The organism is Martinezella sp. CNPSo 3890 (assembly GCF_057784455.1).
Genome location: NZ_JBXSOR010000001.1, coordinates 534571 through 550722, shown reverse-complemented (window position 1 = coordinate 550722; position 16152 = coordinate 534571). Strand labels below are relative to the sequence as shown.

General features: G+C 59.8%; 18 protein-coding genes. 6 read left to right on the top strand and 12 right to left on the bottom strand.

Annotated elements, in window-relative coordinates; all coding sequences use genetic code 11:
- Nucleotides 1-72: 72 nt before the first annotated feature.
- The 8 genes from AC13RC_RS02735 to AC13RC_RS02700 all read right to left on the bottom strand — a co-directional run bounded on the left by AC13RC_RS02735 (nucleotide 73) and on the right by AC13RC_RS02700 (nucleotide 6998).
- Nucleotides 73-501, bottom strand: coding sequence for a Ros/MucR family transcriptional regulator (locus tag AC13RC_RS02735; RefSeq protein ID WP_069616071.1), 429 nt, complete (start codon nucleotides 499-501; stop codon nucleotides 73-75).
- A 531-nt stretch (nucleotides 502-1032) separates the two neighbouring features.
- Nucleotides 1033-1398 (bottom strand): monovalent cation/H(+) antiporter subunit G, encoded by a 366-nt coding sequence (gene mnhG, locus AC13RC_RS02730; RefSeq protein WP_113330791.1) that lies wholly within the window; start codon nucleotides 1396-1398, stop codon nucleotides 1033-1035.
- Entirely contained in the window at nucleotides 1398-1775 is a 378-nt protein-coding gene (locus tag AC13RC_RS02725) for a cation:proton antiporter (protein WP_113330790.1), read from the bottom strand. The genes mnhG and AC13RC_RS02725 overlap by 1 nt, the downstream gene beginning before the upstream one ends.
- The gene (locus tag AC13RC_RS02720; RefSeq protein ID WP_488556423.1) at nucleotides 1772-2245 is read right to left on the bottom strand and encodes a Na+/H+ antiporter subunit E; all 474 of its coding nucleotides are present in this window, start codon (nucleotides 2243-2245) and stop codon (nucleotides 1772-1774) included. Before AC13RC_RS02720 ends, AC13RC_RS02725 begins: the two co-directional genes overlap by 4 nt.
- Nucleotides 2242-3804 (bottom strand): Na+/H+ antiporter subunit D, encoded by a 1563-nt coding sequence (locus AC13RC_RS02715; RefSeq protein ID WP_488556422.1) that lies wholly within the window; start codon nucleotides 3802-3804, stop codon nucleotides 2242-2244. Before AC13RC_RS02715 ends, AC13RC_RS02720 begins: the two co-directional genes overlap by 4 nt.
- A gap of 4 nt (nucleotides 3805-3808) precedes the next feature.
- Nucleotides 3809-4186, bottom strand: a complete 378-nt coding sequence (locus AC13RC_RS02710; RefSeq protein ID WP_488556421.1) for a Na+/H+ antiporter subunit C — start codon at nucleotides 4184-4186, stop codon at nucleotides 3809-3811.
- A complete protein-coding gene (locus AC13RC_RS02705) occupies nucleotides 4186-4605 on the bottom strand; it encodes a Na+/H+ antiporter subunit B (RefSeq protein WP_069616065.1) in 420 nt (139 codons plus the stop codon). The genes AC13RC_RS02710 and AC13RC_RS02705 overlap by 1 nt, the downstream gene beginning before the upstream one ends.
- On the bottom strand, nucleotides 4602-6998 hold the full coding sequence (locus AC13RC_RS02700) for a putative monovalent cation/H+ antiporter subunit A (RefSeq protein ID WP_488556420.1): 2397 nt from the start codon (nucleotides 6996-6998) through the stop codon (nucleotides 4602-4604). Before AC13RC_RS02700 ends, AC13RC_RS02705 begins: the two co-directional genes overlap by 4 nt.
- A gap of 359 nt (nucleotides 6999-7357) precedes the next feature.
- Between AC13RC_RS02700 and AC13RC_RS02695 the strand changes: the two genes are divergently transcribed.
- On the top strand, nucleotides 7358-7873 hold the full coding sequence (locus tag AC13RC_RS02695; protein ID WP_145320707.1) for a hypothetical protein: 516 nt from the start codon (nucleotides 7358-7360) through the stop codon (nucleotides 7871-7873).
- Here AC13RC_RS02695 and trhA read toward each other — a convergent pair.
- A complete protein-coding gene (gene trhA / locus AC13RC_RS02690; RefSeq protein WP_488556419.1) occupies nucleotides 7848-8516 on the bottom strand; it encodes a PAQR family membrane homeostasis protein TrhA in 669 nt (222 codons plus the stop codon). The two genes, AC13RC_RS02695 and trhA, sit on opposite strands and share 26 nt — an antisense overlap.
- Before the next feature lie 326 nt (nucleotides 8517-8842).
- On the opposite strand from trhA, the gene AC13RC_RS02685 reads away from it, so the two are divergent.
- Entirely contained in the window at nucleotides 8843-9709 is an 867-nt protein-coding gene (locus tag AC13RC_RS02685) for a VOC family protein (protein WP_488556418.1), read from the top strand.
- 104 nt (nucleotides 9710-9813) lie between these two features.
- Nucleotides 9814-10986, top strand: a complete 1173-nt coding sequence (locus AC13RC_RS02680; RefSeq protein ID WP_488556417.1) for an AI-2E family transporter — start codon at nucleotides 9814-9816, stop codon at nucleotides 10984-10986.
- Nucleotides 10987-10997: 11 nt separating this feature from the next.
- Here the strand turns inward: AC13RC_RS02680 and AC13RC_RS02675 are convergent, their stop codons facing one another.
- Complete coding sequence (locus AC13RC_RS02675) at nucleotides 10998-11789, bottom strand: polysaccharide deacetylase family protein (protein WP_488556416.1); 792 nt, start codon at nucleotides 11787-11789, stop codon at nucleotides 10998-11000.
- A gap of 260 nt (nucleotides 11790-12049) precedes the next feature.
- Here AC13RC_RS02675 and AC13RC_RS02670 point away from each other — a divergent pair, with 260 nt between their 5' ends.
- Together AC13RC_RS02670 and AC13RC_RS02665 are read left to right on the top strand one after the other, a co-directional pair.
- Nucleotides 12050-12961 carry a DnaJ C-terminal domain-containing protein gene (locus AC13RC_RS02670; protein ID WP_069616058.1) on the top strand — a complete coding sequence of 304 codons (912 nt, stop codon included), beginning with the start codon at nucleotides 12050-12052 and terminating at the stop codon, nucleotides 12959-12961.
- Nucleotides 12962-12964: 3 nt separating this feature from the next.
- A complete protein-coding gene (locus tag AC13RC_RS02665; protein ID WP_488556415.1) occupies nucleotides 12965-13297 on the top strand; it encodes a chaperone modulator CbpM in 333 nt (110 codons plus the stop codon).
- Nucleotides 13298-13376: 79 nt separating this feature from the next.
- On the opposite strand, the gene AC13RC_RS02660 is transcribed toward AC13RC_RS02665, so the two are convergent.
- Both AC13RC_RS02660 and AC13RC_RS02655 read right to left on the bottom strand, forming a co-directional pair.
- The gene (locus AC13RC_RS02660) at nucleotides 13377-13766 is read right to left on the bottom strand and encodes a DUF930 domain-containing protein (protein WP_069616056.1); all 390 of its coding nucleotides are present in this window, start codon (nucleotides 13764-13766) and stop codon (nucleotides 13377-13379) included.
- Nucleotides 13729-14067 carry a hypothetical protein gene (locus tag AC13RC_RS02655; RefSeq protein ID WP_488556414.1) on the bottom strand — a complete coding sequence of 113 codons (339 nt, stop codon included), beginning with the start codon at nucleotides 14065-14067 and terminating at the stop codon, nucleotides 13729-13731. The genes AC13RC_RS02660 and AC13RC_RS02655 overlap by 38 nt, the downstream gene beginning before the upstream one ends.
- On the opposite strand from AC13RC_RS02655, the gene AC13RC_RS02650 reads away from it, so the two are divergent.
- Complete coding sequence (locus AC13RC_RS02650; RefSeq protein ID WP_488556413.1) at nucleotides 14054-16147, top strand: S9 family peptidase; 2094 nt, start codon at nucleotides 14054-14056, stop codon at nucleotides 16145-16147. The two genes, AC13RC_RS02655 and AC13RC_RS02650, sit on opposite strands and share 14 nt — an antisense overlap.
- The last annotated feature ends 5 nt before the right edge of the window (nucleotides 16148-16152 follow it).

Below are 16152 nucleotides of genomic sequence, written 5' to 3'. Positions count from 1 at the left end.
ACCGCTCCTGCAGCCAACATGGGGATAACCCGGCCCAAAAGCCGGGTTATCTTTAAGGTCGTTATGGAACTCTCAGCGGCCGCGCTTGCGACGTTGGCCGAGGCCCATTTCCTTTGCCAGGCGCGAACGGGCTTCCGCATAGGCTGGTGCCACCATCGGATAATCGGCAGCGAGGTCCCACTTTTCGCGATATTCTTCCGGCGAAAGACCATGATGGGTCATGAGATGGCGCTTCAAAGACTTGAAGCTGCCGCCACATTCGAGGCAGGTGATCTGGTCATCCTGCACGGATTTGCGAACGGATACGGCCGGCTTCTGCTTTTCGACCACGGTTACGGCAGGTGCCGGAGCCGAGGTGCTGCTCAAGGCGGAATGTACGTCGGAAATCAAATTCGGAAGGTCGCTGACCGGTACGACATGGTTGCTGACATAGGCCGCAACAATGTCGGCAGTCAGTTCAACCAGTAACTCCTGCCCGTTGCCAAGGGCCGCATCTGTCATTGTGTTCTCCTGTTCATCGGCTTGCCTGCTGCGTCCGCGCCTCCGGAGAGCACGCAGGGCACAACGTTGCTATATATTTTGCGCTCGGCTACGGAAATCTGTCGATTTCGCTATGTCCCAGCGCCGAACAATCCGCACAAACGCATTGCTCGTATTCGTAGCAGTCACCAGCAAGAAAACGGTGGATAAAACCAAATTTCTTTCCGCATGAAATCCACCCCTAGACCTCACGTGAGAGAAAACCGCCCCTTGCCGCCTGACATCAGAATTAGCGACCGCGATAGCGATCTTTAATCACTTACCGGAAGAAAGTTTTGCTCAGCTTTTCATCAAAGAAAGATAAAAGCATCGAGAGCTTAAACCCGGTCGAGACTAACTCAACATCAGAACTCTACTTGAATCTGAATTAGCACTCTTTATCCAAATGTCCAGTTTTTAATCCCTACATTTCTTCGCAAAAAATTCATCTACTAAAAAACAGATAACTAATAACGCGAACAGCTATTCCTTTCTGAACAATTTCCACGTTTGTTAGCCCTTCTTTCTATACGCGCCTTTGGTGATCTGCTCCCTCGCCAGCAGTTCATCCCGCACGGAAGGCGGCGTCAGCCGATGTCCAGCCCTGTGTGCCGCCCTCGCGAGAAGATGCGCTGCGATCGGTGCCGTCAGCACGAAAAAGACGAAACCCGCCAATGCTCTTGCCAGGACAGATATGTCCTGCGAGTGGATACCGACTGCAAGTAGTAGTAGGCCGGAGCCAACCGTACCCGCCTTCGACGCCGCATGCATACGGCTGTAGAGATCGGGAAGACGCACGATGCCAATCGCTGCAATGAGCGAGAACAGCGCACCCGAAAGTAGAAGCACGGTTACTATGATAGCCCAAAGCAAATCCACTATCGCCCTTCCTTCTTCCGCCCGCGGTGCTTACGCCTCTTTTTGCCTTCGGCTGCGGTATTCTCATCCGGTCCTGCGCCAGCCTGTTGCACGGCATCCGATTGCCCCTGTGTCAGGATGAACCGTGCGAAGGCGACGGTCGCCAGAAAGCCGACGAGACCGAGCGAGATGGCAATATCGATATAGAGCGTGAAACCCGTCTTGATGGCGATGATGGCGATGAAGCCGATGGCGATCGCCACCAGCATGTCGAGCGCGAGAACCCGGTCCGGCAAGGTCGGGCCGGCCACCACACGATAGACGGTCAACAGGAAAGCAATGCTCAGAATGCCGAGCGCCACCATCGCGGCGGCTGAGACGACGGATGCGGCCATCATCGGAAGGCCTCCATGATCCGGCGCTCGAAGCCATCGGCGATGCTGCGCCTGATGGCCTCCGGATCGGAGCAATCGAGCGCATGGACGTAAAGCGTCTTGCGATCATCGGAGACGTCGACGGACAGAGTTCCCGGCGTCAGTGTGATAAGATTGGCAAGCAGCGTGATTTCGAAATCGCGATCGACCGTCAAGGAAAAGACGAAGATACCGGGCTTCACGTCCATCCTGGGGCTCATGACGGCGACGGCGACCGCCCAGACCGACTTGGCGAGCTCGCGGATGAACAGCAACAGCAATGCCAAAATGCGGCGGACACGGCCGAGATAAAGCACGCCGCCATAGGACGAGCGGACGATCGCCAGCGCAATTGCCGCAAGGACGAATCCGAAGATCAGATTGATGAAGGAAGCGCTGCCGGTGATGGCGACCCAGACGATGGCGAGCAGCAGGTTGAAGACGAATAGGATCATTGCGCGCCTCCTGCCGTGGGGAAGACCGAGCGCAGATAGGCCGACGGTTGCTCAAGGCCGGCAGCGGCGGCCTGCGTCAGGTGCAGGAGCCATTCCGGAAACAGGCCGAAACCGACGACAAGCAGAGAAAGAGCAAGGAGCGGCAGCGCCGCCTGCCATGCAATCGGCTCCGCTGCGATCCCATCTGCCGCCGCCGGGCGCCAATAGGCCAGGAGAAATACCCGCCCGAACACGATTGTCGTTAGGAAACCGGCCAAAAGGATTGTTGCGGCAAGCCACCATGCGCCCGTCGCGAACGCCGCCTTCACGAGCACGACCTTCGGCCAGAAGCCGGAAAAGGGCGGCAAGCCGCTGATGGCGAAGAACAGCACCAGCGAGATGCCGGCAAACCAGCCGTTGCGGCGATAGAGGCCACCGAGGGCGCTCAAGGAAAAGCTGCCGCCGAGCCGAGCCGCCTGCCCTGCGAGCAGGTAAAGTGCCGTCATCAGCACCATCGAATGCAGTGCATAGAAGATCGCGCCGCTAAGGCCGTCGGCACTGCCGAGAGCGACACCCGCAAGCATGGTTCCGATACCGGAGATGACGATATAGCCGAGCATGCGCCTGATATCGTTTGCCCCCAGCGCTCCGACGACGCCGACAAGCATGGTGGCAATAGCAACGACCGCGGCGAGCGGACCAAGCTCCACCCGCTCAACAGGCAGCAGCATGACCAGAACCCGGATCAGCGCATAGATGCCGACCTTGGTCAGCAAGCCGGCAAAAATCGCCGAAACGGTGATGCGTGGTGTATGATAGGAGGCCGGGAGCCAGAAATTGACCGGAAAGGCGGCAGCCTTCATGCCGAAGGCCAGCAGGAATAGGCCGGCCAGCGTCATCAGCGGTGCGTTGCTGTCACCCGCCCTCGCCTTCAGCGCGATATCGGCCATGTTGAGCGTGCCGAAGACGGCGTAGAGATAGCCCACGGAGACGAGAAAGAGCGTGGTGGCGATCAGGTTGAGGACAGCATATTTCAGCGCACCGTCGATCTGCTCCGGCTCCGAGCCAAGGATCAGCAGGCCAAAAGACGAGATCAGCAGCACCTCGAACCAGACGTAGAGGTTGAAGACATCGCCCGTCAGGAAGGCGCCGCTAACGCCGGCGAGCAGCAGCATCAGGAATGGAAAGAAGCCATATCGCCGACCACTCACCGTGATTTCGCCAAGAGAATAGAAACCCGCTGCGAGCGCAACCACCGCCGCCGTCAAAGCCATCAGCGCGCCAAAAATATCGACGGTGAAGGCGATGCCGAAGGGCGGCAGCCATCGCCCCATGACCATGGTCACGGCGCCGTCGCTGACGACCCGGTAGAGCAAGGCGGCATCGATCAGCACCAATAGTACAAGGCCGGGAATGGCGATCGCGGCATGCCATTCGGTACGATTGCGCAGCATCAAAAGAAGCGCGCCGAGCCCGATACACAAGACGACCGGCGAAATGACGAGCCAATGTCCCATCGGTATCGGCGCGGCAACCAGCGCTTGGGAAAGATCAACTGTGGTATCCGTGGGTCCAGCCATGGCGTCAGTACCCCAGGGGCGGCAGCGGCCGCTCCTCCGGTTCAGCGAGCCGCATCTCGCCCGTATTGTCGGTCTTCAAGGCCTGATAGGCCCGATAGGTCAGGACAAGCAGAAAAGCGAGGAACGAGAAGGAGATGACAATCGCTGTCAGGATTAAGGCCTGCGGCAGCGGATTGGCGGCGGCAAGATCGAGTGTGGCCGCGCCTTTCTGAATGATCGGCGGCACTTCGGGCGTGACACGGCCGGCCGTGAACAGCAGAAGGTTGACGGCGTTGCCGAGGATCGCGATGCCGAGCATGATGCGGATCGAGTATTGCGAAAGCATCAGATAGATCGCAGCGGTGAAGAAGATGCCGACGACGACGGCGAAGACGGCTTCCATCAATCCACCTCCCGCTCTTCGAGCGCGAGCGCGATCGAGGTGATGGCGCCGACGACGACCAGATAGACGCCGGTGTCGAAGAGCATGACGGTGGAAAGCGGCACCTCGACACCGAAGAGATGCGGATAGATCCACAGCCCCGTCATGAACGGCACGCCGGCAAAGACGGACACCAAGCCGGCAAGGGTCGAGGCAAGCAGGCCGAAACCGGCAATCGCCAGCGGATGAAAGATGATCGCGCGGCGGACGGCCGTCACGCCGCAGGCAATGCCATAGATCGCGAGCGCCGAAGCCGCGATCAGGCCGCCGATAAAGCCGCCGCCGGGCTCGTTATGACCGCGCAGCAGCACGAAGATGGAGAAGAGCAACATCAGGGCCGTCAAAAACGGCGCGGCGGTGCGGAAGATCAGCGTGTTCATGAGCGCTCGGCCTCCATCCCTTCCTCGAAACCGGGCTTCTCCTCAAGATCGGGATCGTTGGTTGCTAGCTTGCGCTCGCCGCCGGCGCGGATGCGGATCAGCGCCAGGATGGCAAGCCCGGTCATGGCGACGACAGCGATTTCGCCGAGCGTATCCGTGCCGCGGAAGTCGACGATGATAACGTTGACCACATTGTCGCCATGCGCGATCAGCTTCGAATATTGATTGAAGAAGGCGGTCAGCGCCAGATCGAACGGCGCTTCGGTCGCCTTCAGCAGCAGGAGCGTAAAACCGCTGCCGCAGGCAATGGCGAGCACGGCATGGGCGATCCTGGCGAGCGGCGGCCGGCGATCGGACGGCGAAAGCCGCAGCCGCGTCATGACAAGCGCCAGAATCACCACCGCAAGCGTCTCGACCATGAACTGCGTGAAGGAAAGATCCGGTGCGCCGAACAGCAGGAAAATGACGGCGACGGCAAAGCCCTGGATGCCGAGCGAAACGATCGCCGTTAGCCGGTCCCGCGCAAAGACGACCGCAACAACGCCGATGACGGCAATCAAAAAGATCGTTGCCTCATGCCACTGCAGGTTCGGCCATGCCGGCATCGCGGGCAGCTCGCCATGAGCAGCGAGAGGAATCAGCAACATTGCCGCCAGGCAAAGGAAAGTGACGGTGACGTAGATTTCCAGCCGCCCTGGCTGCAGCAGCCGCGAGACGATGTGCGACAGCCGCACCAGACCGGAGATGAATCCATCGAAACCGCGATCCGGCCCCGGCCCGAGGGCGCGCAGAACGACGGACATCAGGAAACGGGCGCGATCGAGCTGCCAGTAGACGATGACGCCGATCAGCACGGTCAGCAGAGAAAGCGCCAGAGGCAGACCAATATGGGGGATCAAGGAGACCGAAATCTCCAATCCCTTGCCGCCGACCGCGCTTGCCATCGGCGAAGAGACATACTCGTGCCAAAGGCCCGAGAACAAAGCCGAAGCGATGCCGAGTAAAGCAAGCGTGACCGGTCCGAGCCAGAGCAATGGGGGCGCCTCATGCGGCGGGCGAGGCGTCTCGGTCAGCGGGCCGACGAAGGGCTTCAGCGCCACGGCAAAGGCGATGGCAAACATCAGCGCATTGCCCGCCACGGCGATGAGGGTGAGGGTGATGGCAGCCGGCGATGCCTGTGCCAGCGCGGCATAGATTTCCTCCTTCGCGAGGAACCCGAAAGCCGGAGGCAGCCCTCCCATCGATATGGCAGCGACCAAGGCAGCGACAAAGGTCAACGGCATGGCCGAGCGCAAGCCGCCCAGCCGGGTGATGTCGCGTGTTCCCGTTTCATGATCGACGATGCCGGCGACCATGAACAAGGCGCCCTTGAACAGGGAATGCGCGACGAGATAGAGGACGGCGGCTTCGACGGCATAATCGGTGCCGAAACCGGTGAGCATCACCAGCAGGCCGAGCGAGGAGACCGTCGTATAGGCGAGCTTCAGCTTCAAGTCGGTCTGGCGGATGGCAAGCAAAGTTCCGACAAGCAAGGTCGCCGCGCCGAAGACCGGCAGGATCGTCTGCCAGGCCATCGTCCCGCCCATGATCGGATTGAGCCGCATCAGCAGATAGACGCCTGCCTTCACCATGGTTGCCGAATGCAGATAGGCCGAGACCGGAGTCGGCGCCTCCATGGCATTCGGCAGCCAGAAATGAAAGGGAAACTGCGCCGATTTGGTGAAGGCCCCACCAAGCACCAGGATCAGGGCCGCCAGATAGAGCGGGCTTGCGCGCAGGACATCGCCAGCCTTCAGGAGATCGGACATCGCGCCGATGCCTGTGATTTGCCAGATCAACAACAGGCCCGCCAGGAACAGCAGCCCGCCGCCGCCGGTCACGACCAGCGCCTGCAGCGCCGCCCGTCGCGACGCTTCCCGATGATGATCGAAGCCGATCAGCAGGAAGGAAGTGATCGAGGTCAGTTCCCAGAAGACGAACAGCGTGAGGAAGCTGTCCGAGACGACGAAGCCGAGCATCGAGCCCATGAAGAGGAAGATGAAGGAGAAGAAGCGGCCGAGATCGACATGCCCCTTCAGATAGCCGCCGGCATAGAGGACGATCAGCGTGCCGATGCCGGTGATGAGCAGCGCAAAGGTCAGCGACAGGCCATCAATCAGCCAGGAGAACCGGAGATCAAGGCTCGGCACCCAATCGAAACCGCCAGTTTGGATGCCGCCGGCTGCAACGGCGGGAAGGAAGCTCGAAAAATGCAGAAAGGCAAGAGCGGGAAGCAGCGCCAGGAGCCACGCTGCATTGTGGCCCAAACGCCGAACGACAACCGGCGCGGTCAGCGCACCGAGAAAGGGCAGGCATAGAGCCAGGAATGTCAGGCCCGCGGTGGCGGCGGCCATGCTCCCCCCTTACTGAACGTTCATGCAGAATCCGGCAAAGCCGGAGCGGTCTTGAAGGGATAGGCGAAAGGACACATCGCCTCAAGCCCTGACAAGGGAAAACCGGACGTAAACCACCGAAATCGATTTTTGCTGCCAGCAACCGTGGAGGTTGCAGGATTCAATGATCGTCAGGAAGCCTGCGATGCCGGTTTGAAAGTCGCAGCATTGCAGAATTCCTTGCTATTCCTGCATGGCTCGCAATGAAGTTGTAATGAATTTGCGCTAATTTATCGGTATTTTCCGAACCGCTATGGAAATTGCGCTCAAAAAAGCGCTAATCTTGATCGGTTTGCTGATCCCGCCTCCCGGAAACCGCAATGCTCGCCCGCCTGATCGCCCTCCTGCTTCTTTTCCCCGTCCCGGCCTTTGCCGCGGACTGGTGGTCCTATGACAATGCAGGCTTTGGCTACGCGATCGAGCTGCCGTCGGAATTCCATCTTGCCGCCTCTTCCGAGGATACCGATCGGCTGTCGCTGTCGCCGGCAGATCGCTCCGCTTCGCTGCAGGTCTTCGGCACGATGGTTGCCAATGGCGATTTTGCATCGGAAGCGAATGGGCGCGTGGCGCTTGCCAGAGACCAGGGCTGGAAGATTTCCTATTCGAAATCGAATTCGCGCGGCATCAGCTTTTCCGGCACCAGGCAGGGGCGGATCGTCTACGTGCGTGGGGTCGCGCTCTGCAACGGTGCCGCGGCCTTCTTCCAGATGGATTACTCGAAGGCGGACATGCAGCGCTACGACGCCATCGTCATGCGCCTCGTGCGCAGCCTGCGCTCGACGAAGAAATGCACGCCGACGGCGGAGATCGTCAAAAGTTTTCCGGCGACAGGCTGAAGCAGGTCAGTACCGCCGAATAATGCACGGCGGCGGCAGCAACCACGAAGCCATGCCAGATCGCATTCTGGAAGCGCAGCTTTTCCCAGACGTGAAAGATCACGCCGAGCGAATAGATGACGCCGCCGATGATAATGAGCAGCATCGAGGCGAATGGTATATGCATGGAAACCGGCTTGGCGACGAGGATGCCGCTCCAGCCCATTGCAAGGTAAAGCAGGATCGCCAGCCGATCGAAGCGTCCTGGAAAAAGGACTTTCAGGACGATACCGAACGCCGCAAACACCCAGACGGCGATCAGCACGCCAAGCAGCAGCGGGTCCTCGGATCCGCGCTCCAGAAAGGGGGTGTAAGTAGCGGCGATCAGGACATAGATGAAAGAGTGGTCGAAGCGGCGCAGAAACCATTTCGTCCTGGATACGGGCCATAGATTATAGGTGAAGGACATTCCGAGCGTCAGCACCAGGCCGACGCCATAGATCCAGGCGGCGGCAATTTCGCCGTAGGAGCTCCAAACCGTCGCATAGAAGATCAGCACGGTGGCGCCGATCAGCGCAAGGACCACGCCGACACCATTGACGATGCCGTCTGCGATGACCTCATAGCGATCATAGGCCCAGCGGATGCCTCGGTATTCAGTCATTTCATCCGGTTCCGTTTTCGTTGGAGACCGATCCTTGCACTAGAAACAAGAGGAGACAACTGCGCCAAACGCGCACATCGATCAATCTTCGTGAACGGCTTGCCATAGGCCTACTGATCGCTTGTCAATGGAAAGCGAACGCTCAATCCGCAATTTATGGCCTTCTGTGAACAATCGAAATCCGCCATATAAATATGCAAGTACAGCGGACCAGAGGATCAAAAAGGCATATCAACCGGCGAAACCCTCCTGTCCGCTACTGGCGGCCCTTGCCGCCGACGCCGGTTGCCTTTTCGAGACCCCATCCCAAGGTTGGAACTGATACCATGACCGAAACTGCCCCCTCCTACGCCCTGACCCGTCCTGCCTATGTTGGCCAGTCGCACCTCGTCGTTACCGACGTGGCGCTGGTATCCCGCTTCTATCAGGACATGCTGGGTTTGAAGGTCATCGAGAAGACAGCGAGCGGCGAAGTCCTCGGTGTCGCCGGTCTTCCCCTTCTGACGCTGACAACCGATCGGGCTGCGGTGCGCGCACCGAAGACGGCGGCCGGCCTGTTCCATACCGCGTTCCTGCTGCCGAGCCGTGTCGAGCTTGCGCGCTGGCTTCGTCATGCCGCCCATAAGAATGTGGTGCTGGAAGGCGCTTCGGACCATATCGTCAGCGAAGCCATCTACCTGTCCGACCCCGAAGGCAACGGCATCGAAATCTACGCCGACCGCCCGCATGAGGAATGGACCTTCCACGATGACGGCACGGTCGAAATGGCGACGCTCCAGCTTGATCTGCAGAAGCTCTACGAAAGCGCCCCGCAGGATCGCTGGGACGGTATGGCCGAAGGATCGGCAATCGGCCATATCCATCTGCAGGTCGGCGATGTTGCCGAAGCCAACGCCTTCTATCGCGACGTCCTCGGCATGAAGGTCATGGCGGCGCGCTATCCCGGCGCGACCTTCCTTGCGACCGGCGGCTATCACCATCATCTCGGCGCCAATACCTGGAACAGCCGTGGCGCCGGCATACGCAGCGAACATATGACCGGTCTTTCCGACTATACGTTGCGCTTCAACGACAAGGCAGCCCTGGACAAGGCCGTAGCCGCCCTGGAGCAGCACGAAATCAAGACGGAGAAGCGCGATGGCGGCATATCGCTGCGCGATCCGTGGGGTATCGGACTTAATCTCATCGCCTGACTTTTCCGATCCGACCGTCATTCGACAAGCCCGTTGCGGAACCGCGGCGGGCTTTTTCGCGTTGAAGTAGCGAGGCAATCCTGCCTTCGGGGAACTTTCCGGGGATGGAATTTGACAAAATCGCCGCCGGCCGATCGGATGCAACAACCGCGTCGCAGGATGTCGGCCCGGGTATCGATCGCAACGCATCCCGTGCACAAGGCGACGAAGCGGAAATTTTCGGTCTCTCCGACCAGCGAGGACGCGACAAGCTCAACATTGCCGCCTCCTGGGCAACGATCGGCATCTTCCTCATGCTAGCCTTCGCCGCCGTCTACACGATGTCACTGATCCTCATTCCGGTGACGCTTGCCGTCGTCGTGGGAATGATTCTCGGCTTGGCGGCCGAAAGGCTCAGCAAGCTCGGCATTCCCCGCGTTCTAAATGCCGTCATTCTTTCCTCCAGCGTTGCCCTGGTGATCTTCCTCATCATCAATGCGCTCGCCGAACCGATCGCCAAGCTCGCACAGCAGGCGCCCGACTTCTTCCAGCGCACATCCGACCGGCTGATGCCCTATCTCGACCGGTTTCAATGGCTGCACATTTCTTCCGAAACCTTTCAAGGCAGCCCGATGTCGATCAACACCCTGCTGGAGAACAGCGGCAACGTGCTGCATGTCGTGTCCACCAGCCTGACGCCGGCCATCGTGCAGATCCTGATCTTCTTTGCAGCCCTGCTGCTATTCCTTGCCGGCAGGGTAAGCCTGCGCAAGACGATCATCATGACCTTTTCCAGCAGGGCATCTCGACTGAATGCCATCCGCATCATCAATGCCGTGGAGCGGGTGCTCGGCTTCTATTTTGCGACGGCTTCGCTGATTTATGCCGGGATCGGCCTCGTGATGACCTTGATCGCCTATGTCGGCGGAATGAGCGTGCCGGTGCTGTGGGGCGTTTTCGCCTTCTTATCCAGCTTCATCCCGTTCCTCGGCGTCACCGCCATGACGATCGCGCTCGCGATCGCCGGCATCATCACGCATTCGGACATCATTTTCGGTCTCGCGCCGGCCGTCGCCTTCTTCGCAGTGCATCTAACCGTGGAAAACCTAGTTTTCCCGGCGATCATGGGCCGCCAATGGGAGCTCAATCCCTTCGTCGTCTTTCTGGCCATCATCTTCTGGACATGGATGTGGGGCGCGGTCGGCGCCATGCTGGCGCTGCCGCTGTCGCTGATCGTCATGACCGTCATTGACGAGCTTTTCATCGAGGAAAAAACGCAGCCGCAATTGCCGGGCTAGCACTCGACCGCTCAGTTAGTCGTGTCGTCGTCACCCTTTTCGGCGATATCCTGCAGACGAACGAAATCGACGCCTTTGGCCTTCAGCGCGAGGATGCTGGCCGCGACCCCCTCGCCTGCCGTATGCGTCGGCTGGTTGATGTGGGAGATGATGACATCACCGTCCTTGGCGGAGGCATATTGCTTTTCCACCATCTTGGCCGGCAGAAGCGAACCGCTGTCGCCATTCACCGAGTAACCGGCGATCCGATAGCCCATGCCACGGATCTGCATGATGGCGGCAGGCGTGTATTTCGCGGTCGCGCCGCGGAACCAGCGCGGTTGCGGAATGCCGGCTGCGATCATGGCGTCCGCACCACCCTTCACCTCCTGGGCGACCGCCTGCGGCGAACCGGCGGCGGCAATGCCATAGACTTTGGTCGGGACATCGACGGCGGGGATATGGTTTTGACCGTGATTTTCCAGCTCGAAGAGATCCGGATGCGCAAGGAAGACCTTCAATGCATCCGGATTGGTACGCAGCCAGCGCGCGGTGACGAAGATCGTCGCCGGAATGCGCTGATCGACGAGGGTGCTCAAAATGCGTGGGTCGGTCTTGCCCATGCAGGCATCGAAGGTGAGCGCGATGAGGGGAGCCCCCGTGCCGGCACGATCGACATGCAGATGCGGCTCCACAAGTTTGATCTTCGAAACCTGCGCCTTCGGCGGCAGCGGCGGCCAACCGGCAGGCGGCTGCTCGGGCTGCGCGGCAAAGGCGGCCGTCGCGGCAAGAAGGAGCGAGGAAGCGAGCAACAGGCGTTTCATCGGACGGCCACCGGTGGATCAGGCAAACAAAATTCGGCGGGCGCTTGATTACCAGCCCAGCCACACCGCTCGCCATTATCCGGCAAGACGCCGGAAATATGGCAAAGCGGCGGCGGCAGCGCCCATTTCACATCACAATGGCGACGGACATGAAAGCTGCCAAGTCCGGGCTTCAACCTGACCGCGTCTATGATACGATTGATATGAGCCTACCCTAGCACTATCTGCGTATCTTTCCGTGCTCCCGAAGAGAGACATGTATGAGTCGCGATCCCTATGAAATTTTGGGCGTAAAGCGGGACGCCCCCCAAAAAGACATTCAAAGCGCCTATCGCAAGCTTGCCAAGAAGCTTCACCCAGATCTCAACCCGGGTGACAAGCAGGCCGAGGACAAATTCAAGGAAGTCTCGGCGGCCTATGGCATTCTCGGCGATGAGGAGAAACGCGGGCGGTTCGACCGTGGCGAGATCGACAGCAGCGGTGCCGAGCAGGCGCCGCGCAACTACTATCGCGATTATGCAGCGCAGGAAGGCCAGCGCGGCCGCTATCAGAATGCGGGCGGCTTTGCCGATTTCGGCGATGCCGACGATATATTTTCGAGCTTCTTCTCGCGGCGCAGCCGAGGCCAATCGCAAATGCAGGGTCAAGACCGTCACTATACGATGGAGGTCGATTTTCTCGACGCCATCAATGGCGCCAAGAAGCAGATCAGCCTGCCCGAGGGGCCGGCGCTCGACGTCCAAATTCCACCGGGGACACGCGATGGGCAGACGCTACGCCTGAAGGGCAAGGGCGATCCCGGCTTCAACGGCGGGAAACCCGGGGACGCGCTGATCGCCGTGCATGTTCGGCCGCACCGCTTCTACACGCGCGATGGCGACGATATCCGATTGGAAGTACCGATCTCGCTGGCCGAAGCTGTGCTCGGTGGCAAGATTCGCGTCCCGACGCCGTCGGGAGCCGTCACCGTGACGCTGCCGCCGAACTCCAATACGGGCAAGGTGTTGCGCTTGAAGGGCAAGGGCGCACCCGTGCGTGGCAAGGACAATGGCGATGCCTATGTCTCGCTGAAGATCGTCCTGCCGGATACGCCGGACCCCGAGCTGACGCGCTTCGTTTCAGATTGGGAGGCAGGCAAGGCGCAAGATCCCAGAAAGACCATGGGAGGATAAGCGATGAACGAGAGCGAGTTTCGACTTCACCTCCGGATCGAAACCACGATGCTGGAAGTCTGGATATCTCAGGGCTGGGTCGTGCCCGAAGTCACCGATCAGGGCCGCAATTTCCACGAAGCCGACATTGCGCGCGGCCGGCTCATTCTCGATCTCAGCAAATCGATGGGCGTCAACGAGCCCGGCGTCGATGTCGTCATGGATCTGGTGGATCAGCTTCACAGCCTCAGAGCGACACTGCGGGACCTGACGGATGCCGTGTGCCGGCAGCCGCCCGATGTGCAGGATCACATCCTGTCGGAGCTGACACGAGTGGAATCGCTGAGACGGCGATAAGGTTGGAAACTACCTCAGAATGGAGCGTGGCCGCCATGAAGCGATCTCCGGGGCGGCCCCTCGTGCTTCATCCGGGCGCTCAATCGTAAAGATAATGCTCCTGCCAGGCGTCGCGCGGCACCTTGTCGCCGATCTGATAGCTCAGATCGCGGACATGAATATGCTGCGGCCCGGTCACACAAGTATAGGAGAGGTGATACCAGTCACCCTTACTGCGAAAGACCGCACCGGGGGCATTCATGGCATCCGGCTTCATATCCGGATCGCCGAATGTGTAGGCGATCACCTTGTCCGGCTTGAACCCCGTCTTGTCCGTACCGATCCGCTTCATGGCCTCTGCATCGCATGCCTGCTCCATTCGCTCCGACGGATCGAGCTTCTCTAACTGCTTCTTGATAGCCGCATCGACGGCGAAGGCGGAGGTGGCGACGCTAACCAATGGAATCAGGATGGCGAAGAGTTTCAGCATGAAGACCGGTCCCTTGCATTGTTTTGGATTTGAGTGCGTTCGCTCCATCAGAGAAGGCTTTGACCGCCTTCATGTCGACGCACTGTATGCCGACTTCGATAAAGAATGTGGTCTCATCAAGGCAGCGCCGCGATGCGGTCTCCCGCAGGCTGCCTGTTCGAGTAAAACTAATATCGGCTGCTTGCATGAAGCTTGAGGGACAGACATGGCGCTTGAACCTCACCTCGCTGCCCTCTATTTCTCTCTTCACTTCACATCCGACTTTCACTCCAGAGAAAGCGCCCCTCGTGTCAGTTTTCAAGAATCTTCCCACCCCGCCCGCCGCTGCGAAAAAACCGTTTACGGATACACGCCACGGCATTACCCGCACCGACGATTATGCGTGGCTGCGGGCCGACAACTGGCAGGCCATGTTCAAGGACCCGTCGATCCTGGCGCCGGAAATCCGGTCGCATCTGGAAGCCGAGAACACTTACATGAACGCCGCGATGGCGGACACGAAGGAGCTGCAGAAGGTCCTCTTCGGCGAGATGAAGGGCCGTATCAAGGAAGACGACAGCTCGATACCGATGAAGGATGGCCCCTACGCTTACGGCACACTTTTCGTTACCGGCGGCGAACAGCCCCATTTCTTCCGCGAGCCGCGCAACGGCGGGGAACGCAAGCTGCTGCTGAATGGCGACAAGGAGAATGAGGGGAAATCCTATTTCCGTCTTTCTGGCCTCGATCACTCCTCCGATCACAGCCATGGCATCTGGGGCTATGACGACAAAGGCTCAGAATATTTCACGCTGAAGATCCGCAATTTCGAGACCGGCGAGGATCTTGCCGACGTGATCGAGAACACCGGCGGCGACGCCGTCTGGGCGCCTGACGGCAAGAGCTTCTTCTACACACTGCAGGACGAGAACCATCGCCCTTCGAAGATCTTCCATCACATCATCGGCACGCCGCAGTCCGACGACCGGCTCGTCTATGAGGAGGAGGATCCGGGCTTCTTCATGGGCGTCGGCGGCTCGCTGTTGGACGACTACATCTTCATCGACATTCACGATCACGAGACCAGCGAATATCGTATCATCCCGACCTCGGATCTCACCGCCGAGCCCAAGATCGTGGCCGAGCGCGAAACCGAGATCGAATATGAGATCAGCGAAGGTGGCGACGTTTTCTACATTCTCACCAATGACGGCGACGCCAAGGATTTCAAGATCATGGAAGCGCCGGCGGAGAGCCCAGGCAAGGAAAACTGGCGCGAGGTCGTGCCCCACAAGCCAGGCACGCTGATCCTCAGCCATCTCGCCTATGCCCGCCATCTCCTCTGGCTGGAGCGCAAGGACGGCCTGCCGCGCATTATCATCCGCGACCGCCGTACTGGCGAGGAACACGCGATCGCTTTCGAGGAGGAGGCCTATGCGCTCGGCCTGCAAGGTGCGGCGGAATACGACACGGATGTCATCCGCTTCTCCTATTCTTCGATGACGACGCCGAGCCAGCTCTACGACTATAATATGGTGACGCGCGAGCGCACGCTGCTGAAGACACAGGAAGTTCCTTCCGGCCATAATCCGGAAGATTATGTGACGCGCCGCGTCTTCGCGCCGGCCTGGGACGGCGAGACGGTACCGGTGACGTTGCTTTATCGCAAGGACACGCCGCTGGACGGCTCCGCCCCCTGCCTGCTCTATGGCTACGGCGCCTATGGCGTCACCATCCCGGCCGGCTTCAACACCAATTGCCTGTCGCTTGCCGATCGCGGCTTCGTCTACGCCATTGCCCATATCCGCGGCGGCAAGGATAAGGGCTTCGCCTGGTACGAAGACGGCAAGATGGAAAAGAAGACCAATACCTTCAAGGACTTCATCGCAGCCGCCGACTATTTGAATCAGCAGAAGTTCACCTCTTACGCGAAGATCATTGCCGAGGGCGGATCGGCCGGCGGCATGCTGATGGGGGCCGTCGCCAACATGGCGCCGGAAAAATTCGCCGGCATCATCGCCGCCGTGCCCTTCGTCGACGTGCTCAACACTATGCTTGACGACACTCTGCCGCTGACGCCGCCGGAATGGCCGGAATGGGGCAATCCGATCGAGAGCAAGGAAGAGTACGAGCAGATCGCCGCCTACAGCCCCTATGACAATGTCGGCGAGAAGCCCTATCCGCCGATCCTCGCACTCGGTGGCCTCACCGACCCGCGCGTCACCTATTGGGAACCGGCCAAGTGGGTCGCCAAGCTGCGCGACAAGACGACGAGCGACGCGCCCATCCTGCTGAAGACCAATATGGATGCCGGCCATGGCGGCGCTTCCGGCCGCTTCCAGCGCCTGGAGGAAGTCGCGTTCGAATACGCCTTCGCCGTCAAAGTCGCCGAGAAGATGTAAGCCGG